Annotated in this window: 24 protein-coding genes, 1 tRNA gene, 2 rRNA genes and 2 pseudogenes (1 of these 29 only partly in view); 22 read left to right on the top strand and 7 right to left on the bottom strand. The window is 65.6% G+C overall.

The genetic code is table 11. The annotated features are described in order from the left end of the window. Positions 1-2 precede the first annotated feature (2 nt). The 7 genes from JHW45_RS00895 (at position 3) to JHW45_RS00865 (ending at position 6,172) form a co-directional block, all read left to right on the top strand. The gene (locus tag JHW45_RS00895) at positions 3-1,532 is read left to right on the top strand and encodes a phage portal protein (protein ID WP_272859101.1); all 1,530 of its coding nucleotides are present in this window, start codon (positions 3-5) and stop codon (positions 1,530-1,532) included. 11 nt (positions 1,533-1,543) lie between these two features. Further along, the gene (locus tag JHW45_RS00890; protein WP_272859100.1) at positions 1,544-3,529 is read left to right on the top strand and encodes a prohead protease/major capsid protein fusion protein; all 1,986 of its coding nucleotides are present in this window, start codon (positions 1,544-1,546) and stop codon (positions 3,527-3,529) included. Positions 3,530-3,613: 84 nt separating this feature from the next. Then, complete coding sequence (locus tag JHW45_RS00885) at positions 3,614-3,952, top strand: DUF2190 family protein (RefSeq protein WP_272859099.1); 339 nt, start codon at positions 3,614-3,616, stop codon at positions 3,950-3,952. After that, positions 3,952-4,266, top strand: a complete 315-nt coding sequence (locus JHW45_RS00880) for a head-tail joining protein (protein ID WP_216032394.1) — start codon at positions 3,952-3,954, stop codon at positions 4,264-4,266. Before JHW45_RS00885 ends, JHW45_RS00880 begins: the two co-directional genes overlap by 1 nt. Continuing rightward, positions 4,263-4,883 carry a DUF6441 family protein gene (locus JHW45_RS00875; protein WP_272859098.1) on the top strand — a complete coding sequence of 207 codons (621 nt, stop codon included), beginning with the start codon at positions 4,263-4,265 and terminating at the stop codon, positions 4,881-4,883. The genes JHW45_RS00880 and JHW45_RS00875 overlap by 4 nt, the downstream gene beginning before the upstream one ends. Further along, positions 4,880-5,308 (top strand): acyl-CoA transferase, encoded by a 429-nt coding sequence (locus JHW45_RS00870; RefSeq protein WP_216032396.1) that lies wholly within the window; start codon positions 4,880-4,882, stop codon positions 5,306-5,308. The genes JHW45_RS00875 and JHW45_RS00870 overlap by 4 nt, the downstream gene beginning before the upstream one ends. Before the next feature lie 132 nt (positions 5,309-5,440). Continuing rightward, positions 5,441-6,172, top strand: coding sequence for a phage antirepressor KilAC domain-containing protein (locus JHW45_RS00865; protein WP_272859097.1), 732 nt, complete (start codon positions 5,441-5,443; stop codon positions 6,170-6,172). Positions 6,173-6,185: 13 nt separating this feature from the next. Here JHW45_RS00865 and JHW45_RS00860 read toward each other — a convergent pair whose 3' ends face one another. Beyond that, positions 6,186-6,599 carry a thermonuclease family protein gene (locus JHW45_RS00860; protein WP_272859096.1) on the bottom strand — a complete coding sequence of 138 codons (414 nt, stop codon included), beginning with the start codon at positions 6,597-6,599 and terminating at the stop codon, positions 6,186-6,188. Between the two features lie 75 nt (positions 6,600-6,674). Here JHW45_RS00860 and JHW45_RS00855 point away from each other — a divergent pair, with 75 nt between their 5' ends. The 4 genes from JHW45_RS00855 to JHW45_RS00840 all read left to right on the top strand — a co-directional run bounded on the left by JHW45_RS00855 (position 6,675) and on the right by JHW45_RS00840 (position 10,697). Beyond that, on the top strand, positions 6,675-7,619 hold the full coding sequence (locus tag JHW45_RS00855) for a phage tail tube protein (RefSeq protein ID WP_216032399.1): 945 nt from the start codon (positions 6,675-6,677) through the stop codon (positions 7,617-7,619). A gap of 3 nt (positions 7,620-7,622) precedes the next feature. Continuing rightward, positions 7,623-8,060 carry a hypothetical protein gene (locus tag JHW45_RS00850; RefSeq protein ID WP_216032400.1) on the top strand — a complete coding sequence of 146 codons (438 nt, stop codon included), beginning with the start codon at positions 7,623-7,625 and terminating at the stop codon, positions 8,058-8,060. Positions 8,061-8,158: 98 nt separating this feature from the next. Continuing rightward, positions 8,159-8,323 (top strand): DUF7697 family protein, encoded by a 165-nt coding sequence (locus JHW45_RS00845; RefSeq protein WP_272859095.1) that lies wholly within the window; start codon positions 8,159-8,161, stop codon positions 8,321-8,323. Further along, positions 8,286-10,697 carry a tape measure protein gene (locus JHW45_RS00840; protein WP_272859094.1) on the top strand — a complete coding sequence of 804 codons (2,412 nt, stop codon included), beginning with the start codon at positions 8,286-8,288 and terminating at the stop codon, positions 10,695-10,697. The genes JHW45_RS00845 and JHW45_RS00840 overlap by 38 nt, the downstream gene beginning before the upstream one ends. A 34-nt stretch (positions 10,698-10,731) precedes the next feature. Here the strand turns inward: JHW45_RS00840 and JHW45_RS00835 are convergent, their stop codons facing one another. Together JHW45_RS00835 and JHW45_RS00830 are read right to left on the bottom strand one after the other, a co-directional pair. Further along, on the bottom strand, positions 10,732-10,941 hold the full coding sequence (locus tag JHW45_RS00835) for a hypothetical protein (RefSeq protein ID WP_272859093.1): 210 nt from the start codon (positions 10,939-10,941) through the stop codon (positions 10,732-10,734). Between the two features lie 94 nt (positions 10,942-11,035). Continuing rightward, the gene (locus JHW45_RS00830; RefSeq protein ID WP_272859092.1) at positions 11,036-11,230 is read right to left on the bottom strand and encodes a hypothetical protein; all 195 of its coding nucleotides are present in this window, start codon (positions 11,228-11,230) and stop codon (positions 11,036-11,038) included. Positions 11,231-11,345: 115 nt separating this feature from the next. Between JHW45_RS00830 and JHW45_RS00825 the strand changes: the two genes are divergently transcribed. From JHW45_RS00825 to JHW45_RS00780, 11 genes and pseudogenes are all read left to right on the top strand, one after another. Further along, positions 11,346-11,972 carry a DUF2460 domain-containing protein gene (locus JHW45_RS00825; RefSeq protein ID WP_272859091.1) on the top strand — a complete coding sequence of 209 codons (627 nt, stop codon included), beginning with the start codon at positions 11,346-11,348 and terminating at the stop codon, positions 11,970-11,972. Continuing rightward, positions 11,969-12,853 carry a DUF2163 domain-containing protein gene (locus JHW45_RS00820; RefSeq protein ID WP_272859090.1) on the top strand — a complete coding sequence of 295 codons (885 nt, stop codon included), beginning with the start codon at positions 11,969-11,971 and terminating at the stop codon, positions 12,851-12,853. Before JHW45_RS00825 ends, JHW45_RS00820 begins: the two co-directional genes overlap by 4 nt. Next, entirely contained in the window at positions 12,850-13,299 is a 450-nt protein-coding gene (locus JHW45_RS00815; protein ID WP_272859089.1) for an NlpC/P60 family protein, read from the top strand. Before JHW45_RS00820 ends, JHW45_RS00815 begins: the two co-directional genes overlap by 4 nt. 3 nt (positions 13,300-13,302) lie before the next feature. Continuing rightward, positions 13,303-14,793: pseudogene (locus JHW45_RS17925) on the top strand (baseplate megatron protein TIM-barrel domain-containing protein); the annotation flags it as partial. A gap of 447 nt (positions 14,794-15,240) precedes the next feature. Further along, positions 15,241-17,739 (top strand): annotated as a pseudogene (locus JHW45_RS17920) (baseplate multidomain protein megatron); the annotation flags it as partial. Positions 17,740-17,753: 14 nt separating this feature from the next. Further along, entirely contained in the window at positions 17,754-18,497 is a 744-nt protein-coding gene (locus tag JHW45_RS00805) for a DUF2793 domain-containing protein (RefSeq protein WP_272859087.1), read from the top strand. Positions 18,498-18,501: 4 nt separating this feature from the next. Beyond that, positions 18,502-18,756, top strand: a complete 255-nt coding sequence (locus JHW45_RS00800; protein ID WP_272859086.1) for a hypothetical protein — start codon at positions 18,502-18,504, stop codon at positions 18,754-18,756. A 67-nt stretch (positions 18,757-18,823) separates the two neighbouring features. After that, positions 18,824-19,492 carry a YcbK family protein gene (locus tag JHW45_RS00795; protein WP_272859085.1) on the top strand — a complete coding sequence of 223 codons (669 nt, stop codon included), beginning with the start codon at positions 18,824-18,826 and terminating at the stop codon, positions 19,490-19,492. Then, a complete protein-coding gene (locus JHW45_RS00790) occupies positions 19,489-19,734 on the top strand; it encodes a hypothetical protein (protein WP_272859084.1) in 246 nt (81 codons plus the stop codon). The genes JHW45_RS00795 and JHW45_RS00790 overlap by 4 nt, the downstream gene beginning before the upstream one ends. A gap of 22 nt (positions 19,735-19,756) precedes the next feature. Next, positions 19,757-19,885: a hypothetical protein gene (locus JHW45_RS00785; protein ID WP_272859083.1), complete on the top strand. Its 129-nt coding sequence runs from the start codon at positions 19,757-19,759 to the stop codon at positions 19,883-19,885. Between the two features lie 266 nt (positions 19,886-20,151). Next, positions 20,152-20,352, top strand: coding sequence for a hypothetical protein (locus JHW45_RS00780; RefSeq protein ID WP_272859082.1), 201 nt, complete (start codon positions 20,152-20,154; stop codon positions 20,350-20,352). A 12-nt stretch (positions 20,353-20,364) separates the two neighbouring features. Here the strand turns inward: JHW45_RS00780 and JHW45_RS00775 are convergent, their stop codons facing one another. The 4 genes from JHW45_RS00775 to JHW45_RS00760 all read right to left on the bottom strand — a co-directional run. Then, positions 20,365-22,467 carry a GmrSD restriction endonuclease domain-containing protein gene (locus tag JHW45_RS00775; RefSeq protein ID WP_272859081.1) on the bottom strand — a complete coding sequence of 701 codons (2,103 nt, stop codon included), beginning with the start codon at positions 22,465-22,467 and terminating at the stop codon, positions 20,365-20,367. Positions 22,468-22,706: 239 nt separating this feature from the next. Continuing rightward, a tRNA-Met gene (locus tag JHW45_RS00770) sits at positions 22,707-22,783 on the bottom strand. Between the two features lie 66 nt (positions 22,784-22,849). Next, a 5S ribosomal RNA gene (gene rrf, locus JHW45_RS00765) occupies positions 22,850-22,964 on the bottom strand. A gap of 83 nt (positions 22,965-23,047) precedes the next feature. Beyond that, positions 23,048-24,039: ribosomal RNA gene (locus tag JHW45_RS00760) — 23S ribosomal RNA — on the bottom strand; it runs 1,843 nt beyond the window's last position.

Here is a 24,039-nt window from a genome sequence, read left to right as displayed (position 1 = left end):
CCATGGCAGGACCGAAGGAGATCACCCCGGACGTGCGCTGGGGGCTGATGGATGCTGCCTTGTCGGTGGTTTCGCCACGCTCTGCCGCCCGGCGCTATGCCGCGCGGGTGGCGATATCAAACCTGCGGCGCGGCTATGAGGCCGCCTCAAAGGGGCGCGGAACGGCGGGCTGGAAAGCCGGTGGCACGGCGGCGGATGCGGAAATCGCCGCGGCCGGGGCCACGCTGCGCGACCGCATGCGCGATCTGGTGCGCAACAACCCCATTGCCGCGCAGGCGGTGCAGGTGCTGGTCAACAATATCGTCGGCACCGGCATCCGCCCCCGCGCCGCGACCCCCGATCCGGCACTGAACAGACAGGTCGATGATCTGTGGCGGCGCTGGGCCAGCCGTTGCGACGATCATGGGCACACGGATTTCCATGGGGTTCTTTGCCTCGCCGTGCGCGAGATGATCGAGGGCGGCGAGGTCTTCGCGGTGGCCCGCTATCGTCGTGGCGCGCACGCGCGCGATCTGCGTCTGCGCATCGAGCTGCGCGAGGCCGATCACCTCGACGGCGCGCGCTTCGACAACCGCGCCGATGGAACCCGGATCAGCCAGGGGATCGAGACCGACCGGGATGGCCGGCGCATCGCCTACTGGATGTTTCCGGACCATCCCGGTCACAACGACCCCATCGTCAACCACCGCCTGGAATCGGTACGCCTCAGGGCGCAGGACGTGGCGCATCTGTTCGAACGCCAGCGGGTGCAGAGCCGGGGCGTTCCCTGGGGCACCCCGGCCATGCGGGCGATCCGCGATGTCGATGACTGGCAGACCGCCGAGCTGGTGCGCAAGAAGACCGAAGCCTGTCTGGTCGGCATCGTCTTCGGCGCGGATGAGGATCAGCAATCCATCGCCCCGGTGATCGAGGACGGGATGGGCAACCGGGTCGAGCAGTTCGAGCCGGGCCTGATCGCCTATGCCCGCGGCGGCAAGGACATCAAGTTCAACCAACCGGCCTCGACGGCTGGCGTCTATGAATGGCACCGGACCCAGCTTCACATCATCGCCGCCGGCTTCCGGGTGCCCTATGCGATGATGACCGGTGATCTGTCGCAGGCCAACTTCTCGTCCACCCGTGCGGGCCTGAACGAATTCCGCCGCATGGTCGAGCAGATCCAGTGGCAGACCGTGATCCCGATGTTCTGCGAGCCGATCTGGCGCTGGTTCATCAAGGAGGCACAGTCGCAGGGCCTGCTGCCGGATGGCGTCGAGATCCTCGCCGAATGGGGGCCGCCGAAGTTCGAAAGCGTCAACCCGCTGCAGGATGTGCAGGCCGATCTGCTGGAGGTCCGCGCAGGCTTCTCGACCCTGCCGCAACAGATCGCGCGGCGGGGATACGACCCGGAGGAAATCCTCACCGAATGGGCCGATTTCGCCAGGAAGGCCGATGCTGCCGGCCTCGTTTTCGACAGCGACCCGCGCAAGGTCAGCAAGGCGGGCCTCGTGCAGACCACAGACCCGACCGCGCCGCCGAGCGGCGATAACTGACGGAGACCACCATGGAAAACGAGGAAATCCTCGACCTGCCCGTGATCGGGCGGGCCGGCACAATGCAATCCGTCGATGACGCCTCGCGCACATTCGAGGTTCTCTGGACCACCGGCGCGCAGGTGCGGCGCTATTCCTGGGCGCGCGACGAGGAGTTCGACGAGGAACTGGTCGTGTCTCCCAACGCGATGCGGCTGGATCGCCTGAACGCCGGTGCGCCGTTCCTGAACTCGCATGCGTCCCACCGCCTGACCGACATTCTCGGCGTGGTCGAGAATGGCTCGATCCGCATCGAGGGCGGCAGCGGTTTCGCCCGCATCCGCCTGTCAGAGCGCGATGAGGTCGAGCCGATCTGGCGCGACATCAAATCCGGGATCATCCGCAATGTCTCGGTCGGATACCGGGTCCATCGCTTCGAGCGGGTGGCAAAAGCCGACCGCACCGATGGCGGCCAGCGCGCGCTCTATCGCGCGGTCGATTGGGAGCCGCTTGAAATCTCTGCCGTCGCCATCGGCGCCGATCCCGGTGCCGGCATGCGCGCCGGGACCGGGCCAAGTGACGCCCGGCAATTCCCCTGCGCGATCACCACGAAAGGACGAAACATGCCTGAAGACACCATTGCGGCGGGTGTTGATGAAACCCGCAACACCCCCGCCCCCGCGCAATCCCCTGCCATCCCGCAAGCCGCCCCGGCCGCGCCCGACGCGGAAAGCATCCGCGCGGAAGAACGCAGCCGCGTCAGCACCATCATGACGCTCTGCGCCCGGCATGATCTTGGCGCTGACCTTGCCAACGACCTGATCGCACGCGGCGTCTCGATCGATGCCGCCCGCGAGGCGGTCCTCGACGCACTTTGCGAGGCAAACCCGCTGGGCCGCACGATTGAGCTGGCCCCGGCGCAGGCCCGCGGCACCGGCGATGCCGCCTATCGCGATGCGGTTGCCGACGCGATCATGCACAGGGCGGCACCATCGCTGCATGCGGTATCGCCGCAATCGCGGGAATTCGCGTTCCGCAGCCTGATGGACCTGGCCCGCCATGCCGTCGAGCGCGCCGGCGTCAACACCGCCGCCATGCCCGATATGGAGATCGCAGGTTTCGCCATGGGCATGCGCTCGGCGGGTTACCACAGCACCGGAGACTTCCCGGCGATCCTCAGCAGCGTGGTCAACCGGACGCTGCGCGCCGCCTATGACGCGACCCCGCGTACCTTCGGGGCATGGTCCACGCGGGTGACGGTGCGGGATTTCCGGCCCGTTGACCGCCTGCAGATCGGCAACGCCCCCGATCTGGTCAAGGTGCCCGAAGGCGGCGAATTCACCTACGGCACCGCGACCGAGGGCAAGGAAAGCTATGCGATCGCCACCTACGGCCGCATTATCGGCTTCAGCCGGCAGATGCTGATCAACGATGACCTGCGCGCCTTCGACCGGGTCGTCCAGTCCTTCGGTGCCTCGGCCGCGAACCTTGAATCGGATATCCTCTATTCGATCCTGCTGTCGAACCCCGCCATGGGCGACGGAACCGCACTGTTCCATGCCAATCACGGCAACCTCGGCACTGCGGCGGCGATCACCGAAGAGTCCCTGACCGCAATGCTGCGCGCTTTCGCGGTGCAAAAGGATCTGGACGGCCGGGCGATCACGGTTCTGCCACGCAACATCATCGTTCCGCCCGGAAAGCGGATGGTCGAAATCCACAAGCAACTGGCCGCAACCACGCCCGGCAGCACGGCCGAGGTGAACCCCTATTCGAACCGCTTCTCGGTGGTCGAGGAAATCCGGCTGGTGAATACCGCCGGTCCCGATCCGTGGTTCGCCGCCACCGATCCCGCCTTCGGTGCGGTGGAATACGCCTATCTGGCGGGTCAGGAGGGTCTCTATACCGAGCATCGCGTCGGCTTCGAGGTCGATGGCATCGAGTTCAAGGCCCGTCACGATTTCGGCGCCAAGGCCATCGACTGGCGCGGTCTCTACAAGAATCCCGGCATCGCGTGATGCCGCCGGCCCCGGTCTGATCCTGACCGGCGCGGACCGGTGATCGGCCCGCATTCCCTTCTTTCCCTCATCTGGAGAAAGCCCATGAAAAACTTCATCGCAACAGGCAACACGCTCACCATCACCGCCGAGGCGGATATCGCCTCGGGCGCAGGCGTTCTGATCGGCTCGATCTTCGGCGTTGCCACCGGCCCCATCGCCAATGGCGCGGAAGGCGTGATCAATCTCACCGGCGTCTATGATCTGCCGAAGGCCGCCTCCCAGGCGTGGACGGTCGGGGCGAAGGTCTATTGGGACAACACCGCCAAGGCCTGCACGACCACGGTCGGCTCGAACACGCTGATCGGCATTGCGGTGCTCGCGGTCGGAGGCAGCGCTGGGGAAACCACCGGCCGCGTCCGTCTGAACGGGGCGGCCGTCTGATGAGCGCCTTTGCCACCGCTGCGACCCGGATCTTCGCGGACCCGAACATGGCGGTGGACGCGACATGGTTGCCGGGCGGGGTTCCGCCCGGCAGCACCATTCGCGCCATCCGCAAGGCCCCTGACGAGTTGACCAGCTATGGTGGCGCGCGGGTGTGGTCGGAGACCGTGCGCATCGACGTCCTGGCGGCTGCAACGCCATCCATCCAGTCGGGCGACCGCATCGTGATCGGCGGCGAGGCTTTCGAAGTCCAGGGCGAGCCGATCCGCGACCGCGAACGGCTGGTCGTGATCCTCGATCTGAGGCCCATATGAAGCTGCGCGCCGAGATCGCGGATATCGCCAGGCTGATGGCCGATGAGGTCAAGGCCGGCGAGAAGGCGGTGCATTTCGGGATCCGCGATGCCGGGATCGCGCTCAAGGATGCATGGCGGGGGCAGGTCACCAGCGCAGGCCTTGGCCAGCGGCTGGCCCGCACCATCCGCTCGGAGACCTGGCCCAAGGGGCGGCACAGCATGAATGCCGCGTCGATGGTCTGGACCCGCGCCCCGGTGATCGTGAACGCCCATGACACCGGGCCGCTGATCCGCTCAAAGGACGGGTTCTGGCTGGCCATCCCGCTTGAGGCGGCCGGAAAAAGCCGCAGCGGCAAGCGCCCGACGCCGGGCGAATGGGAGGCGCGCACCGGGCTGCGGCTGATCTTCGTCTATCGCCGAACCGGCCCCAGCCTGCTGGTCGCCGAGGCGCGGCTGACCAAGCACGGTCGGGCGGCCGTGTCCCGGTCAAAGACGGGGCGCGGCCTCGCCTCGGTGCCGATCTTCCTGCTGGTGCCGCAGGTCAGGCTGAAGAAGCGGCTGGATCTTGAACGCCCGTCACGCGCCGCCCTCAATGCCCTGCCGGGCGCAATCGTCTCTCGCTGGGAACGCATATGACCACGAAACGCGAAGAAGTCCTGTCGGCCCTGTTCACCCTCCTGCAGGGCATCGGCGGCGGCACCATCGTCCAGCGCAATGAGGCCCTGCCCGAGCGCATCCCCGCCGCCGGGCTGCTGATCCTGCGCGACGGCACGCCGGGCGAGGCGGAGGTGACGCTGTCGCCCCTGCGCTATCACTGGCAGCACCGGGCCGAGGTCGAGGTCTTCGTGCGCGGCTCCTCCGGCCTCGAACTGGCCTTCGACGCGCTGGCTGAACGGATCGGGCACGCGATCGCCGCCGACCGGACGCTGGGCGGGCTTTGCGACTGGATCGAGACCGACGCGCCCGAACCTGCCGATCTGGCGGTCGAGGGCGCCCCGACCATCAGGGCGGCGGTGCTGATCCTCACCCTGCATTACACCAGCAACGATCCGCTGGGCTGAGATGCGAACAAAGCAGGACCGGCGCGGAATCCGGCCTTGCCACGCCGGTCCGCGCCGCGCCGCCGGTCGGGCGGATGTGCCTGTCTGATTCAGGCCGAATCCCCGGTCCGCATCGAACATCAGGAGAAAGAAATGAGCACCATGATCTCGCATCTGCCAGCCGGCCCGCAGGAAGCCAGCCCGCTCACCATGTCCTCGCGCGAAATCGCCGAGCTTCTCGAAAGCCGCCATGACAAGGTAAAGCAATCCATCGAGCGGCTGGCCGCACGCGGTGTCATCGTCCAACCCCCAATGGGGGATGAACAGGATATGGATGCATTGGGCCGTCTGCGCACGACTTCCGTCTACCGGCTCGAGAAACGCGACAGCATCATTGTCGTGGCGCAGCTCTCGCCCGAGTTCACCGCAAGGCTGGTCGACCGCTGGCAGGACCTGGAAGAACAAGTGGCCCGCGCCCCGGCCACCGACCTCAACGACCCGGCGCAGCTGCGGGCGCTGCTACTCAGCTACAGCGAACAGCATGTGGCCCTGCAAGAGAAAGTGCAGGCGCTGCTGCCCGCACAGGAGAAGCTGGACCGGATCGCGCAGGCGGATGGGTCATTCTGCATCACCAACACCGCCAAGCTTTTGCAGATGCGCCCGAAAGACCTGTTTCTCTGGCTGCAGGAAAATGGCTGGATCTACAAGCGCCCGGGCAGCGCGAGCTTTCTCGGCTACCACAGCAAGACCGCGACCAGCCTGCTCGAGCACAGGATCACCACGGTCTTGCGCGCCGATGGCTCGGAAAAGGTCACCGAACAGGTGCGGGTGACCGCCAAGGGCCTCACCAGGCTGGCCGCGCTGGTCAAGCCGCCATTGCAATAGCAGCGGGCTGCGATCAGCAACTTCCGTAATGGTTGCGCGAGAAACGGCAATATTCGCGGGCGACGCCCATCTGGATCATCTCGGCGGTGATATCGCGGCCATCGGGCAGGAAACACTGCCCGACATAGCGACCATAGCGGTCGATATCGCGGACCTGGCAACGCAGGGTCTTGCCCGAAATAAGCCCGCGCAATGCAGCCGTGGCGTCCGATCCACCGGGGCGATTCCATTCCGGTGCATCCAGACCCCAGACGCGGATGCGCCGCGAATGGCCGCTGAGCGTGAATGTATCGCCATCGATGATCTTGCTGACCCGCGCCTCGAGAATGGCCGGGCGCGTCGCATCGGCGACCAGCGGCGGCGCCAGTGAGACAAACCCGATCAGGGTGGCAATAGCGATGAACAGGAATTGGCGACGCGTACTCATGGCCAGCCCATGCCCCGAGTTGAGGCCTGATGGCAAGTCCGTCGCCAGAAATCAGTTAATAGAGAGGAGTCCATCATGGCACGCGCCCAAGGTGCGCGGTCGCAACTCGCGGTCGCGTTCGAGACGGTTTACGGCACCGCCCCCGTCAGCGGCTTCACCCGCCTGCCCTTCGCATCCTCGACGCTGAGCGCCGAACAGCCGCTGCTCTCGTCCGAGCTGCTGGGCTATGGCCGCGACCCGCTGGCGCCGGTCAAGGACGCGATCACCGCGGATGGCGATCTGACCATCCCCATTGATGCCGAGGGTTTCGGCTTCTGGCTGAAGGCCGCGTTCGGGGCGCCGGTCACGACCGGAACTGCACCGGGGCCTTACACGCATGAATTCCGCTCCGGCAACTGGACGCTGCCCAGCATGTCGATCGAGACCGGCATGCCCGAGGTGCCGCGCTTCGCCATGTATTCGGGCGTGATGGTCAACCAGCTCAGCTGGACCATGCAGCGTTCCGGCCTGCTGACCGCCAGCGTCCAGCTTGTGGCGCAGGGCGAGACCGTGGCCACCACCTCGCAGGCCGGTACGCCCACCGATCTCGACCTGCTACGCTTCGGGCATTTCAACGGCGCCATCACCCGCAATGGCGCGGCGCTGGGCAATGTGATCTCGGCCCAGATCACCTATGCCAACAATCTCGACCGGATCGAGACCATTCGTGCCGACGGCATGATCGACGGTGCGGACCCGTCCATCGCCGCGCTGACCGGCCAGATAGAGGTCCGCTTCGCCGATATGGTACTGATGAACCAGGCCATCGCGGGCGGGCCGTGCGAATTGGAATTCGCCTACACGCTGGCATCCGGCGAAAGCCTGACCGTCACCGCCCATGCCGTCTATCTGCCCCGCCCACGCGTCGAGATCAGCGGGCCGCAAGGCATTCAGGCCAGCTTCGACTGGCAGGCGGCGCGCGGGTCCAGCCCGGCGCGCATGGCGACCATCACCCTTGTCAACAACACCGAGGAGTATTGAACCATGATCCGACTTAACCTCACGACCGAGCCGCGCTGGATCGACCTCCTCCCCGGCCTGATGATCCGGGTCGCCCCGATCACCACATCCATCATGGCCGCCGCGCGCTCCGATGTCTCCCTCGATACCCTCGACATCGACGCGCCGAAGGAGGTGCTGGCCGTGGCCATGGCGCAGGCCGTCGCCAGAATGGTGATTACCGAATGGTCGGGCGTCGGCGATGCCGAGGGCATCGACCTGCCGGTCACGCCCGAAGGCATCGACGCGCTCTTGAACATCTGGCCGGTGTTCGAGGCGTTCCAGGAGAAGGCCCTTGGTCCGCATCTGGTGCTGGATGCGGAAAAAAACGCCTCCGCGCCCTCGCCGAATGGCACTACGGCGGGGGCGACCGATATTGCGCAGCCTGCCCCGGACGCTGCCTCGCCTGCCCTGCCCGGCTGAATTCACCGCAAAGCCATGAGGGCTGGCAGGTCTGGGATCTGGCAGCCCGCCTCAGCGGCCAGCTGCGGGCGATCCCCGGCGCGGTGCTGGGCTGGGACATGGGCGCGGCGCTGGCAATGGGCCGTGCGCTGGGCGTTCCGGCGCTGGCAGTCGTGGAACTGCTGCCGGTGATCGAGGCGGAAATGATCCGCAAGACCAACGAAAAGATCGAGGAAGGCAGAGGCGATGGCCGAGAAGAAAGTATCCGTTCGTCTCGTCGCTGAGAACGGACGCCAGGTCCGGGCGGAGCTGGAAGGCGTCGGCAACGCCGGCGCCGACAGCTTCAAGCGCATGTCGCGTGAGGTCGACACTGCCGGCGTCATGCTGCAGCGTTTGGCCGGGATCGCGGCCGGCGCGCTCTCGATCCGCCAGGTCGCGCAATATGCCGATACCTGGACCGATCTGCGCTCGCGGGTCGATCTGGCGACCGGGTCGCAGGAGAAGGGCGCCGCCGTCATGGACCGGCTCGCGCAGATGGCGCGGCGCACCTATTCGGGAATCGAGCAGACCACCGAAAGCTGGCTCTCGAACGCCACCGCCCTGCGCGAACTCGGACTTTCCACCGCCGAGAGCCTCGATTTCACCGAGGCGCTGAACAACGCCATGGTGGTCTCGGGCGCAAAGGCCGAGCGCGCGGCCTCGGTCCAGAACGCGCTCTCGAAGGCGATGGCGCTGGGCAGCCTGTCTGGCGATAACCTGAACACGGTGATCCAGACCGGCGGCCGGGTGGCCGAACTGCTGGCTGCGGAACTCGGCACCACAGTTTCCGGGCTGCGGGTGATGGGAACGCAGGGCGCGATCACCGGCGAGGTGATCCGCACCGCGCTGGTCGGCAATCTGGAGCTGCTGCGCGAGGAAGCGGACTCCATGCCGGCCACCATCGGCGACGCGTTCACGCTGATCGGCAATGCGGCGCTGCAACTGGTTGGCAGCTGGGATCAGCTTCTGGGTGCCTCCTCCACCGTCGCCTCTGTGCTGATCCTTGTCGCGGACAATATCGAACGCCTCGCCTCGCTCGCGATTGCTTTCGCCGGCTTCATGGCCGGGCGCTGGGTGGCGGCTTTTGTCGCCGCCCGTGTCGCGACCTTCTCGCTGTCCACGGCGCTGACCGTGCTGCGGGGGGCGCTGATCCGCACCGGCATCGGCGCGCTGATCGTCGCGGCGGGCGAGCTGATCTACCAGTTTTCCTCGCTGGTCAAATCAGTCGGCGGCATCGGCACGGCGTTCAAGCTGCTAGGCGATGTCGCAAAGGAGGTCGGCCAGCGCATCGTCCTGGCCTTCCAGGCATCGTTCGCGCTGCTCAATGCGGCCTGGGATGGCTATCGCGCCTATGTGTTCACGGTGCTCGACCTGATCGTGACCGGGGGCGTCACCGCCGTGGACCGATATGTTGCGGTCTGGCACGGCGGGTTTGAGGCGATCAAGGCGATCTGGGCATTGCTGCCGGATGCCATTGGCGATCTGGCGTTCAAGGCGGCGAACGGGTTGATCGCCGGGGTCGAGGCGATGCTGAACGGCGTCGTCACCCGGATCAACCTGTTCATCTCCGGCATCAACGCCGCCCTCGCCATGCTGCCGGAATGGGCTGTCGGCGAAGGCGGGGCGCAGATCGGCCTTCTGGACCCGTTCAGCATCGGGCGCATCGACAACCCGTTCGAGGGATCGGCATCTGATGCAGGTTCCGCCGCCGCCGAGGCGTTCAGCGCGGCCTGGGACAGGACATATATCGAACCGCCGGACCTGTTCGGCGATCTTGCCGATCAGGCCGCCGCGGCTGCCTCCGCCCATCTCGACGCTGCACAGGCGCTGGGCGCGGCGGCGGTCGCGCCGCTGGAAAGCTGGCAGGAGCTGAAGGATGCCGTCACCGCCTCAGGCGAGGATGGCGCGAACGCTCTGGACGATGCGGCTGGCGCGGCCGAGCGGGTTGCCGGTGCCATGGATCGCGCCGGTGGCGCCGCAGGCCGGGCCGGTGCAGCTGGCAGGAAAGCCGGCGAAGACACTGCAAACGGCGCGGAACAGGCGAAACAGGGCTGGGATGCGGTTATCGCCTCGCTCTCCGACTATGCCCAGAAGGCCCGCGACATCAGCGGTGATATCGGCAACGCGCTGGTCGGAGCCTTCCAGAGCGCCGAGAATGCGGTCGGCGATTTCGTCAAGACCGGCAAGCTGAACTTCCGCGACCTCGTGACCTCGATGCTGGCTGACATGGCTAAGCTCGGCGCGCGCCGGTTCCTGCTCGGGCCCCTTGCGAATGTGCTCTCCGGGGCGCTGGGCGGCATGGGCGGCGGTGTGTTGGCCAGCGTCCTGCACTCGGGCGGCATGGTCGGCGCGGCCGGCGCCGGCCGCATGGTCCCGGCCATGGCCTTTGCCAATGCCCCGCGCATGCACTCCGGCGGCTGGGCCGGGCTGCGCTCGGACGAGGTGCCGGCGATCCTGCAGCGCGGCGAGCGGGTCCTGTCGCGCCGGGAAGCGGCGGACTACGGAGGCGGCGTCACCGTCAACATCAACGCCCGCGATGCCGAAAGCTTCCGGCAGTCGCGGGCGCAGATTTCGGCAGATATCGCGCGGGCCGTCGCCATGGGAAGGAGGGGAATGTGAGAAGCCCGGCCTTTCGGGCCGGGCGCGCGCCCTCTCAGCGGCGATAGTATTTGCCGACCGGAATGGCGAGCCCCAGACGCCGCGCTTCCCGTTCGGTCAGCTTGTAGCCGTGATGCGCGGCGTGGTGGCCGGAAACCCGGCCGCTGAATGCATAGGCAGCAACATCGTCCGCGACACTTTCCACCAGCACCACGGTGGCCGGGCGGTCGGCGATGTTCATATAGCGCGTTTCATGGATGTGCATGTCCGTTCCCTCGCTCTGGGCGCGGGGATGGGCCCCGCCGCCTCTACGACCTCAGCCCCGCCATCGGGCGGGGCGGAGCCGGAGCCGGCGCGGCTCAGTCGATGTAATGGTCGTTGGCGGTGCGCGCCTGCAGGCGGCAATCGTCTTTGCCGTCGCGCCAGTATTCGCGCATCTCGACCCCCTCGCCCCAGACATGGCCCTTCATCGCGATATTGGTGAGCCGGGTCTTGAAAAAGCGTTCCCCGTTGACCTCGATCATGTCGGGAAGGGTGTCGGTGGCGCTGGTCATGGCGTGGTCTCCCTGGTGAGGCGATGTCGCTTTCCTTGTCATCACCATCGCTCTGTAATCGCCCGGAGTGAAGGTAAATCACCGCAATATCATTGCTTTATCGAAGGAGGCGCTTATGGCGTTTCACGATGTCCGGTTCCCGGACAATATCAGCCGCGGCGCGCGTGGCGGGCCGGAACGGCGCACGCAGATCGTGGAACTGGCCTCCGGCGACGAGGAACGCAACGCCAGCTGGGCCAACTCGCGCCGCCGCTATGACATCTCCTATGGCATCCGCCGCGCCGACGATCTCGACGCGGTGGTGGCCTTCTTCGAGGCGAGGAACGGCCGGCTACACGGGTTCCGCTTCAAGGATTGGGGCGATCACAAGTCCTGCAAGCCGAGCGAGGTGCCGTCCGCGACCAATCAGTTGATCGGGACCGGAGACGGGAGCCAGATCACCTTCCAGCTTGTGAAGCGATACGCTTCCGGGTCGCAGACATGGGTGCGTGCGATCACCAAGCCAGTTTCCGGGACGATCAGCATCGCGCTGGGTGGCGTCGCCCAAGTATCGGGCTGGTCGGTCGATCCGGCGACCGGCGTTGTCAGTTTCGCCGCGCCCCCTGGCAATGGCGTGGCCGTGCGCGCCGGCTTCGAGTTCGACGTACCGGTGCGGTTCGACAGCGACACGCTCGACGTGACCCTCGATATCGAGCGACTCGGCTCGATCACCTCCATCCCACTCGTGGAGATCAGGCGATGAAGAATCTCCCTCCTGCCCTGCAGGCGCATCTGGGCGATGGCACCACCACGCTGGCCTGGTGCTGGAAAATCACCCGCGCCGATGGCGTGAGCTTCGGCTTCACCGACCATGATTGCCCGCTTGCCTTCGGCGGTATGGATTACGAGCCGGAAAGCGGGCTGTCGGCATCCGAGATCCGATCTGGGTCCGACCTGTCGGTGGATTCGCAGGATGCCGAGGGGGCGCTCACCTCGGACCGGATCACCGAGACCGATATCCTCGACGGCCGCTGGGACAATGCGCTGGTCGAGGTCTGGCGGGTGAACTGGGCCGCCCCGAACCAGCGGGTGCTGATTCGGCGTGGCGCGATCGGCGAATTGCGGCGCGGGCGGCTGTCCTTCGTGGCCGAGATGCGCAGCATGGCGCATGTGCTGGGCCAGACGGTCGGTCGGGTCTATCAGGGCACCTGCGATGCGGTGCTCGGGGACGGGCGGTGTCGGCTCGATCTGAACGACGCGGCCTATTCCGGGGCTGGCGCGGTGCTCGATCCGATCCGGGACCGGGTCTTCACCGTCTCCGGCCTTGGCAGCTTCGACAGTGGCTGGTTCAGCTTCGGCCATCTCGAATGGACGAGCGGCCCGAACAGCGGTCGGCTGGCCGAGGTGATGCTGCACGAGATCGCCTCCGGCGTGGTCACCATCACGCTGCTGGAAGCGCCTGTGCGCGCGGTCGCGGGCGGCAATGCGTTCACCATCCGCGCCGGCTGCGACAAACGCGCCGAGACCTGCACGGCGAAGTTCTCGAACATCCTGAACTTCCGCGGCTTCCCGCATATCCCCGGCCAGGATGCGGTTGTCCGCTACGCCACCGCCGATGGCGGCCATGAAGGAGCGGTGTTGTGACGCTCGCCGATCCGAAAAAGGTCGTGGCGGCCGCCCGCACATGGCTGGGCACGCCCTATCACGATCAGGCCAGCGTCAAGGGCGTCGGCTGCGATTGCCTCGGGCTGGCGCGCGGTGTCTGGCGCGAGGTGGTCGGATCGGAAACCCTGCCGGTGCCGCCTTACAGCCGTGATTGGGGCGAGACCGGCACAAGCGAGGTGCTGGCCGAGAATGCCGGCCGGGTGCTGATCCGCATCGAGCCGGAGACGGCCGGCCCCGGCGCGGTGGTGCTGTTTCGCATGCGCGCGGGCGCCGTGGTCAAGCATGTCGGCATCCTCACCGGGCCTGACAGCTTCATCCATTCCTATGAGCGGCTGGGCGTGATCGAGGAACCGCTCACCACCGCATGGCGGCGGCGCATCACCTTCGCCTTCCTGTTCCCGCGTCCGCACAAGAAAAAGACCTGATCCATGGCGACAATCGTTCTCGGCGCCGTCGGCACCGCCATCGGCGGGGGTTTTGGCGGTGCGATCCTCGGGCTATCGGGCGCCACCATCGGCGGCATGATTGGCTCGACCGTAGGATCTATGGTCGATAGCTGGATCGTCTCGTCCATGATGCCCGGCCAGCGCATCGAGGGCGCGCGCATGGACAGCCTGCGCGTCACCTCGGCGACCGAGGGCGTGGTGATCCCGCGCCTCTATGGCCGCATGCGCATCGGCGGCAATATCATCTGGGCGACCGATTTCCGCGAGGAGACGAGCACCACCCGCCAGGGCGGCGGCAAGGGCGGCGGGCCCAAAGTCACAACCACCGAATACAGCTATTACGCCAGCTTTGCTGTCGCGCTCTGCGAAGGCCCGATTACCGGCATCGGTCGTATCTGGGCAGATGGCAAGGTCCTCGACACCTCGGCAATCACCCTGCGCTGGTATCCGGGCGATGAGGCGCAAGGAGCCGACCCGTTCATCGTGGCGAAGATGGGCGCGGCGCAGACGCCGGCCTGGCGCGGCACGGCTTACGTGGTGTTCGAGGAACTGCTGCTGACCGAATTCGGCAACCGTCTGCCGCAGCTGTCCTTCGAGGTGTTGCGCCCGCTCGATGATCCCGACACCGCCGAGGGGCTGGTCGAGGCGGTCACCATCATCCCGGCCTCGGGCGAATGGGCCTATGCGACCGAGATCGTGCGCAGGACCGAGGGCGGGCGTTCGGGATGGGGCAGCGGCGGGCAGATCGTCGGCGGCACGACTGTCGCGGAAAATGTCCATGCACTGCCCGGGACGCCCGACATGCTGGTTTCTCTCGACCGGCTGGAAGCCATGGTGCCTGCCGTCACCGGCGCCTCGCTGGTGGTCTCGTGGTTCGGCGACGATCTGAGGGCCGGCAATTGCAGCATCCGCCCCAAGGTCGAGAAGGCGCAGAAGAGCACCATCCCGGCATGGGAGGTGAACGGCGTCACCCGGTCGCAGGCGCCGGTGGTCAGCCAGGACGGTCAGGGACGCCCGGTCTATGGCGGCACGCCGGCGGATTTCTCGGTGGTGCAGGCGATCCGTGAGATGGGGGCGCGCGGGTTGCGCGTGACCTTCTATCCGTTCCTGATGATGGATATCCCGGCCGGCAACACCCTGCCCGATCCATACAGTGACAATGCAGCTACCCTCGGCCAGCCGGTGCTGCCGTGGCGCGGGCGGATCACCTGTTCGCCCGCCGCCGGTTTTGCCGGGACCGTGGACAAGACCGCCACGGCCGCCGCGCAGGTCGCGGGTTTCTTCGGTAACGCCCAGCCATCGGATTTCTCGGTCGATGGCACCACGGTCACATGGACCGGCGCGGCGGATGATTGGGGATTCCGGCGCATGATCCTGCACTATGCGCACCTCTGCGCCGCGGCGGGCGGGGTCGATGCCTTCCTGATCGGATCGGAACTGCGCGGGCTGACGCAGATTCGGGCGTCCGTGTCTGGCCGAAGCTGGGTTTTCGACAGCAGCCTCGGCGGCTGGTCGCTTTACCACGCCACTGGCGGTGTTTCGGGCGGCGCGCTGACGCTCACGCCCAATAACGCAAACCCGCGACTTCTGCACAACGCCGCCATCAATATGGACGGGCGCGAGGTCCGCTACATGGTCATCGACTTCGAGCGCATCGCGGCACGGACAACCGGCACATGGCTGGGGCGGATCCTGTTCTCGACGGACGCTCTCGCCCTGTCGCTCGCCCGGCAGGCGCGGTTCGGGGATAGTCCGGTCGGGGTCAGGACGCGCGCCGTCGTCGATATGTGGGACCTGCAATCCGGCGGCACCGCATGGAAGGACGCGTCCGAGATCCGCGCCATCCGCATCGACATCGAGGAAGGTGGTCCGGACTCGTCGTTCCGCTTCTACGGTATCCATTTCACCGATGCGGTGCCGACCTATCCCGCCGTCGAAGAACTTCGCGCGCTCGCCGCGGATGTGCGCGCGATCCTCGGCCCCGCCACAAAGATCAGCTATGCCGCCGACTGGTCGGAATATTTCGGCCATCATCCGCAGGACGGCAGTGGCGATGTGTTTTTCCATCTCGACCCGCTCTGGGCGGATGCGAACATCGATTTCGTCGGCATCGACAATTACATGCCGCTTTCGGACTGGCGCGACGGCTGGGACCATCTCGACGCGCAGGTCTGGCCCTCGATCCATGATCGGGCTTATCTGCAAGCAAACATCGCCGGCGGCGAGGGGTTTGACTGGTTCTATGCCAGCGCGGCCGACCGGCTCAGCCAGACCCGCACGCCGATCACGGACGGTGCCGGCAAGCCGTGGGTGTTTCGTTACAAAGACCTGCGCGGCTGGTGGTCGAACCCGCATCACGACCGGCCCAGTGGGACCGAGGCAGGCTCGCCGACCGCATGGGTGCCGCAGTCGAAGCCGATCCGCTTCACCGAGCTCGGCTGCCCGGCTGTGGATCGCGGCACCAACCAGCCGAACGTGTTTCACGACCCGAAATCTTCGGAATCGTTCTTCCCATACTTTTCGCGCGGCTGGCGCGACGACGCCATCCAGCGGGCCTATCTGGAAGCCAGCTATCTCTGGTGGGGCACGCCCGCGAACAACCCGGTCTCCACCGAATATGGCGGGCGCATGGTCGATATCGCGAACAGCGCCGCCTGGACCTGGGATGCACGGCCCTATCCGTTCTTCCCCGAGCTTTCCGATGTGTGGTCGGACGGCGGCAACTGGCGGCTCGGGCACTGGCTGACCGGGCGGCTGGGCGCGGTGTCGCTGGCGGCGCTGGTGCGGCATCTGTGCCTGCGCGCCGGGCTGCCCGAGGCGTGGGTTGATGTTTCGGGCCTGACCGGGGCTGTCGATGGCTATGTGATCTCGGCGCTGGAATCGCCGCGGACCTCGATCACCATGCTGGCGCGGCATTTCGGTTTCGATGCGGTCGAGAGCGAAGGCCGGATCAGGTTCGTGATGCGCGGCAGCCGCCCAGTCGCGACCATAGCCCCCGACAACATGGTGGCGGCGCAAGGCGACGTCATGGAGCTGACGCGCGGTCAGGAAACTGAGCTGCCGCAAGCCCTGAAATGGCAGGTGGCGCGCGCAGACGAGGATTATGACGCGATCACCGTCGAATCCCGCCGCATCACCGTGGATGCCACGCGCGTCGCCTCCGACAGTTTCCCGGTCGCGGTGCCGCCCGAGGAAGCCGACCGGCGCTGCCGCCGGGCGCTGATGGAGGCGTGGATCGGCCGCGAGACCGCCGCGTTTCGCCTGCCGCCGTCCAGGCTGGCGCTGGATCCCGGCGACGTGATTGCGCTGGACCATGACGGACGGCGGGCCGAGATGCGGATCCTTTCCACCTCGGACGCCGAGGCGCGCAGCATCGAGGCGATCCGCCAGGACCGCGACGCCTATGATCTGCCGCCCGGCACGCCGCGCGCCGCATCCCTCACCCAGCCGGTAATGTTCGGCGCGCCGCTGGTGGTGATCCTCGACCTGCCGCAACTGACCGAGGCACATGTCCCGCACCATCCGCTGATGGCAGCGCATGTCGCCCCCTGGCCCGGCACGATGGCGGTCTGGCGCAGCCCGGAGCTGTCTGGTTTCGATCTGCTGACCACATTCACCACTCGCGCCCGCATCGGCGTTCTGACCGCCGATCTTTATTCGGGGCCGGTCTCGCGCTTCGATTACGGCAATTCGGTCCATGTCGAGATGTTGGGCGGCCAGCTCGAGAACGTGACCGATCTGCAGCTCCTCAGTGGCGAGAACAGCATCGCAGTCGAACAGCCTGGCGGCGGCTGGGAAGTTCTGCAGTTCGGGAATGCCGAGCTGCTGGCGCCGGGGCAATACCGCCTCTCCCGCCTGCTGCGCGGCCAGCGTGGGACCGAGGCTGACATGGCCGGCGTGGTTCCGGCTGGCGCTCTCGTGGTCATCCTTGATACCACGCTCGCACCGCTTGTCGTTTCCGAGGCAGAACTTGGCCTGCCGTGGAACTGGCGCATCGGTCCTGCCAGCCGTCCGGTCAGCGACGACAGCTTCACCGCGCTGGCCTTCACGCCGCGCGGCATCGGGCTGCGGCCCTTCGCGCCCGTGCATGTCGAGCAGCCTTGGCGGCGGGCGCGCAGCCCCGGCGACCTGACCATAAGCTGGAAGCGACGTGACCGTTCGCTGGCGGCCGATAGCTGGAACGCCGCCGAGATCCCGATGTCCGAGGCAAGCGAGTCCTGGCGGGTCGAGATCCTCGACGGCGCAACCGTCAAGAGATCCTTGACAGCTTCGACCTCCAGCGTGGTCTACACCGCGGCGCAGCAGAGTGCCGATTGGGGCACGCCGCTCGCCCCCGGTGCGTCCCTCGATGTCCGCATTGCCCAGATCGGGCAGGCCTTCGGCGCCGGCGCCGCCCCCATCACCACCCTCTGGTTCTGATCAGGAGACAATCCATGTCTGACACAACAGCGCATTTGGCGCTGCCTTTCATCATGGCCGCGCAGGCCCAGAAACACGTCACCATGAACGAGGCGTTGCGCATGCTCGACGGCATCGTGCAGCTGGCGATCCTTGATCGCGACCGCACCGCGCCGCCTTCCAATCCGGCCGAGGGCGACCGTTACATTCCCGCCAGCGGCGCAACAGGCGCGTGGTCAGGCTGGGCGGGCAGCATCGCCTACTGGATCGACGGGGCGTGGATGCGGATCCTACCCAGTCCCGGCTGGATGGCCTGGATCGAGGACGAGGCGCAGGCCATCGTCTGGACCGGATCGGCGTGGATCCCGGTTGTGGATGCCATGGGCTTCATCGCGCAGGCAGCCTCGGTCGCCGTGGCGCGGGAGGCAAATGGCGCGACCACCGGCATGGCGGTGCGGGAAGAAACCCTCTCCGGCCTTTCCGGGGCCAGTCGGGACTCGACCATCCGGATCCCCAACCGCGCCATCGTGCTGGGCGTCTCGGCCAGGACCGTGACCGCGGTGCTGGGGGCCAACTCCTTCGACTGCGGCGTCAGCGGCGAGCCCTCGAAATTCGGCGGCGCGCTCGGCGTGGCCGTGGGCAGCAGCAATATCGGCGTCATCGGCCCGACCGCCTTCTATGCCGACACGCCCGTGCGCCTCACCGCCAATGGCGGCAACTTTGCCGGCGGATCGGTGCGCATTGCTATCCATTATCTGACCTGCGGCGCGCCGGGCTGAACCCATGGGAGAAAATTTCATGGACACGATCCGCGAATGGTGGGGCGCGATCATGGCGGCGACCGGGCTGGGCGTCTGGCTCGTGCGGCTTGAGGGCAGCAGCAAAACCGCGCTGCGCGAGGTGGCGCGGCTGGAAAAGCAGCTCGACGCCGACCGCCAGGCGATCTCCGAGACCCGCAAAGAACAGAACGAGATGCTGCGCGAAATGCGCGCCGACATCAAACGCCTGCTGGAACGCAGCGGACCCGCCCGCGACTGAGCAACACCAACCGTCAACATTTGTCCGCCCCGCCAATTCGGTGGGGCTTTTGCGTTGGAGAGACCGCATGACCTTTTATCAACACTGGCGGAACCTGCCCGCGAAGGCGTGGCGCTGGCCGAACTTCTCGCCCGCCGAGATTGCCTGTCGCGGCACCGGCAAGCTGCTGCTCAATGAGGATGCCCTCGACAAGCTGCAGGAACTGCGCGTGACGCTGGGCAAGCCGTTGATCGTGACCTCGGCCTATCGCAGCCCGGAACACAATAGGAAGGTCGGCGGCGCGAAGGGCTCGAAGCATCTTGAAGGCTCCGCCTTCGACATCTCGATGGCGAACCACGATCCGGCCAGTTTCATCGCCGCCGCCCGCAAGGCCGGGTTCAAAGGCATCGGCACCTATCCGCGCTCAAACTTCGTCCATATCGACACCGGCCCGGCGCGGTCCTGGGGCGAGTCCTTCCCGGCGCGGGCCTCGTCTTTCGCGCCCGACCAGGCCCCGACCCGCGAGCATCTGGCCGAGAGCCGCACCCTGAAAGGCAGCGGTGCGGCCGGGATCGGCACCATCGGCGCGGCCGGCGTCGAGGTGGTGCAATCCGCGCTCGCCGAGGCGCAGGACGCGATCCTGCCGCTGCTGCCCTATCTCGACGGCCTACGCTGGATCTTCGTCGCTCTGGCGCTGGCCGGAATCGCCGTGACCATCCATGCCCGGCTCGATGACTGGAAACGGGGGCGGCGATGATCGGCTGGCTCCTCACCGGTGGCCCGGCGCGCAAGGCGCTGGGTCTGATCCTCGCAACAGCGACGATCCTGCTGTTCCTGCTGAACCTGCGCCGCGCCGGGGAACAGGCCGGGCGCGCCGCCGAACGCCTTGAAGCCAGAGAGAGAAACCATGCCACCCACCGCCAGATGCTCGATGCCGCCAGCCGCCGTCCTCATGATCGCGGTGCTCTCGCTGACCGCCTGCGCGACGGCAGGTTCTGACAGCGCCCCCTGCCCGCCGGTGGTGGAATACAGCACCGTCGACCAGACCCGCGCCGCAACCGAGGTCGAGGCCCTGCCGGAAGAAGCCGTGCTGGTGCGGATGATGAGCGATTACGCCGTCCTGCGCGAACAGGCGCAGGCCTGCAGATGAAATCCGGGCCGGGCATTGCCATGCGGGAAGCGCCAGACGCCTCGACCGCAAGGCACGCCCGGCCCGGTTCACGGATTCACAGGTTCAAAAAGCGGCAGGGATTCGCTGCGCAGGGATGGTGGCACAGGAGGCGCCGGTCTGTCCTGCGCAGAAAAGGGCACAACCGTGCACCTGTAAAGCATGACGCCGGCCCCTAGCCCCGACCCTTGCATAGTTCTCGCAGCTACGCCTGCTGCTCGTCACAACAAGAGATCAAGGACCAACCCATGACCCCGAAACACCCCCATGTCACCGTCCATCTGACCGAGCGGGATGGCAACGCATTCGCCATCCTTGGCCGATGCCGGCGCGCTGCGGAAATTGCGCAGCTGCCGGAAGAGGAGATCGAGAGGTTTCTCACAGAGGCGATGGCCGGAGACTACGACCACCTCGTGCAAACGGCGACGCGCTGGTTCGAGATCACCTGAACCAGCACTGCGTCAATCCACAATGTTCGCCAGCTGCTGCTCCAGCGATTGACGGATCAATCCCATGACATAGGGCAGGTCTTCGTGGTCGCGGATCGAGACCTCGACATCGCCGTTCCCGTGATGACCTATCTGCGAAACGTCCTTGGCGAGCCCTCTGGGATCCTGAAGGTCGTCAAACCCCATATTGAGCCACAGGCGCAGCCTGCCCGCCTGGGCGGCGACATCCACGAAGTTGGTCTCGGCCTTGTAGGCGATGTAAACCTTGAAGAACTCCTCGGTCACAGCCGGATCAAGGGCCACAATCTCCTTGCGCAGGGCCTCGAATAACCCCTGCATCGGCCCGCCTGCGGCAACGTTGGGGTGATCTGCCAGGGAATAGCGATCAGCCGGCTCCGGCCGGCTCTGGTACTGGTCCAGAATTTCCTGCGACAGGCTTGGCGGCGCCCAGACACCGACCGCAACCCCTGTCAGGCGCTCGGCGCGGTCATGGATCGCCTCGAGACCCCACGCCTCAAGCTGGCCCAACCCTTCATTCAGGTTCAGAGGGCTTTTGCCGAACCCACCCGGCATGTCGCGCTTTTCGGCGAAAGGTCGGTCGCCGTACTCGGAGTTGTATTTGGTCAGCGTCAGGTTGCCGATGGTGTGCAGCCAGACCTCCTGAACCGCCTTCCAGTCCGCGCCCAATGCCGCGCGCCACGCGGCTGACAGGTTCTCGTTTTGCGGCATGATGTGTTCGATCGTGTATTCGCTGAGCGAAACCAGTTCCTTGCGGCCATGGTTCTCGAGCCGCCGCAGCCAATAGCTCCGGCGGGGAAAGTTGTAGAGGTCGCGTTGGGCGAGAGCCTGGCGGAACTCCTCATCATGCGGAAAGCGCCGATAGGACGGCATGGACAGGAAATGCGCCTTGATGCTCTCGACGTAGCGATCCTTGCGCAGCGCCCGGCCAAAGGTCGCGAAGGTCTTGTTCAGCGAATTGGTCGGGATGGCGCAGACGGCCCGGCGGAACACATAGGATTCGACAAGGCGCACGACTTCGACGAATTCTCCCTTCGTCAGCGCTCCGGCCTCATAGTCATGGTAGAGTTCGAGCAGGAACGGAAAGGCCACATCGACCTTCAACTCGCGCAGGTCACGGAAGGCATCGGCCAGATCCTGGTCAGGTTCCTTGCCAAGGGCCATCCGGGCATAATACCCGGCCAGCGCGTGGACGTCGGTCACCAGTGCGTCCACACCCGTGCCGGCCAGATCCTGCTCGTTCGCGTATTCCTTGAATGCGGAATAGACGTCGCGCAGGTTCGGAATCTCGCCGGTGCGCAGCGTCAGGTAATGGCGCATGAAGGCGTCGAAGTGGCTACCATAGCGGTCCTGCGGAAACAGAACCTCCATCAGGCGCCAGTGGTCCTCATAAATCCGGGTCTGATGATCCGGTTCCAGCCCCATCAGGACAAAGTTCCGGATCAGGTCGGCCTGGCTGAGTTCCTTGCCCGTCGAATTCATGCTTTCGAAGATGAGTTGCGGATTGTCCTGATCGCGGGTGAGCGCGATATCGACCACCATCAGCTTGGCAAGACCGGCGCACAGCGCGGTCAGATCGCCTTTCAGTTCCTTGATCCATCCTTCGAACAGGGCGAAATTATCGGCAACCCGGGTGGAAGCTTCCTCCGGCAACGGCTTTTGCTGCATGATCGTCAGAAGCGTCGGCCGATCACCCTGTGTCAACAGCAGCTTGTATCGCCGGTCCCCCTTCTCGAGCGGATTGAGCAGGAAGTAGCTGCGAATTTTCTCGCGTGAGAATCCGTCAATCGGTTCTTCATCTTCACCCAAGGCACGCGCCAAGGCCTCGAGAATCAGCATGACCGAGGTCAGACGTTGCTGCCCGTCGATCACCAGCAGCGGAGACTGGCTGGTGACCTGATAAAGCCCGGCTTCGATATAGACGATCGAGCCGATGAAATGCCCGGACACCTTTTCCTGGTTGCCGGCACGGATGATGTCATTCCAGAGTTGCCGGCATTCCGGCTCGGTCCAGCTGTAGGTGCGCTGGTAGATCGGGATAACGAACTGGGGCGATTTCTTCAGGAACTCGAGCAGCTTGGTCTCAGTGGCCTTCATCTTGCGGTGCTCTCCTCAAATTCCTGATCTGCAATAACTGTAAGCGCCGCGCGTCAGAGCGTTCAACCTGGACGGCTACCGAACTCCTTGTAGCCCGGACGGAGCGTCGGCGGAAGCGGCCACCCCCCGCCCCGCGTCTGGCCGCCGGGTGTTTTGTTGAGTTGGTGTTGAGTCAGCGCGCCAATGCAAAAAGCCTCCCGCGAGGGAGGTTTGCAAGTATTTGATATTACTGGCATTTTTGGTTGCGGGGGCAGGATTTGAACCTGCGGCCTTCAGGTTATGAGCCTGACGAGCTACCGGGCTGCTCTACCCCGCGACAGGGTTGCGCTGGTTGCGCGTTTGTTTTCATCGTTTCGGAGGGATTTTATCCGTGTCTTTCCAGGTCTGGCGGTGACCTACTCTCCCACGTCTTGAGACGCAGTACCATTGGCGCTACGGCACTTAACGGCCGAGTTCGGGATGGGATCGGGTGTTTTGCTCGTGCTAAAGCCACCAGACCGGGAAAGAGACGGATCGGCGTTTCCCTTTCGGGAGATGTTGTCCAAGGATGCTTTTGGAAGAAGTCCTGCTTCTTCCGGATCAAATCAAGCCAATCGAGCCATTAGTACCGGTCAACTGAACGCATTGCTGCGCGTACATCTCCGGCCTATCGACGTGGTGGTCTTCCACGGCTCTCAAGGGATACCTTGTTTTGAGGGGGGCTTCCCGCTTAGATGCCTTCAGCGGTTATCCTGTCCGTTCATAGCTACCCTGCACTGCCGTTGGCACGACAACAGGTCCACCAGTGGAACGTTCACCCCGGTCCTCTCGTACTAGGGGCAACTCCTCTCAAGTATCCAACACCCACGGCAGATAGGGACCGAACTGTCTCACGACGTTCTAAACCCAGCTCACGTACCTCTTTAAACGGCGAACAGCCGTACCCTTGGGACCTGCTCCAGCCCCAGGATGAGATGAGCCGACATCGAGGTGCCAAACGATGCCGTCGATATGGACTCTTGGGCATCATCAGCCTGTTATCCCCAGCGTACCTTTTATCCGTTGAGCGATGGCCCTTCCACTCGGGACCACCGGATCACTATGGCCGTCTTTCGACTCTGCTCGACTTGTCAGTCTCGCAGTCAGGCTGGCTTCTGCCATTGCACTCAACGAGCGATTTCCGACCGCTCTGAGCCAACCTTCGCGCGCCTCCGTTACTGTTTGGGAGGCGACCGCCCCAGTCAAACTACCCGCCACGCAGGGTCCCGGATCCGGATGACGGACCGCGGTTAGACATCAAGAGTGCGAAGGGCGGTATCTCAAGGATGGCTCCACGGGAACTGGCGTCCCCGCTTCAAAGCCTACCGCCTATCCTGCACATCGCAATCCTGATGCCAGTGCGAAGCTGTAGTAAAGGTGCATGGGGTCTTTCCGTCTAACCGCGGGAAGTCTGCATCTTCACAGACAATTCAATTTCGCTGAGTCCACATTTGAGACAGCGGGGAAGTCGTTACGCCATTCGTGCAGGTCGGAACTTACCCGACAAGGAATTTCGCTACCTTAGGACCGTTATAGTTACGGCCGCCGTTTACC

This window comes from Paracoccus stylophorae (genome assembly GCF_028553765.1).
GTDB lineage: Bacteria > Pseudomonadota > Alphaproteobacteria > Rhodobacterales > Rhodobacteraceae > Paracoccus > Paracoccus stylophorae.
This window is presented reverse-complemented; position numbering and strand designations above follow the sequence as displayed.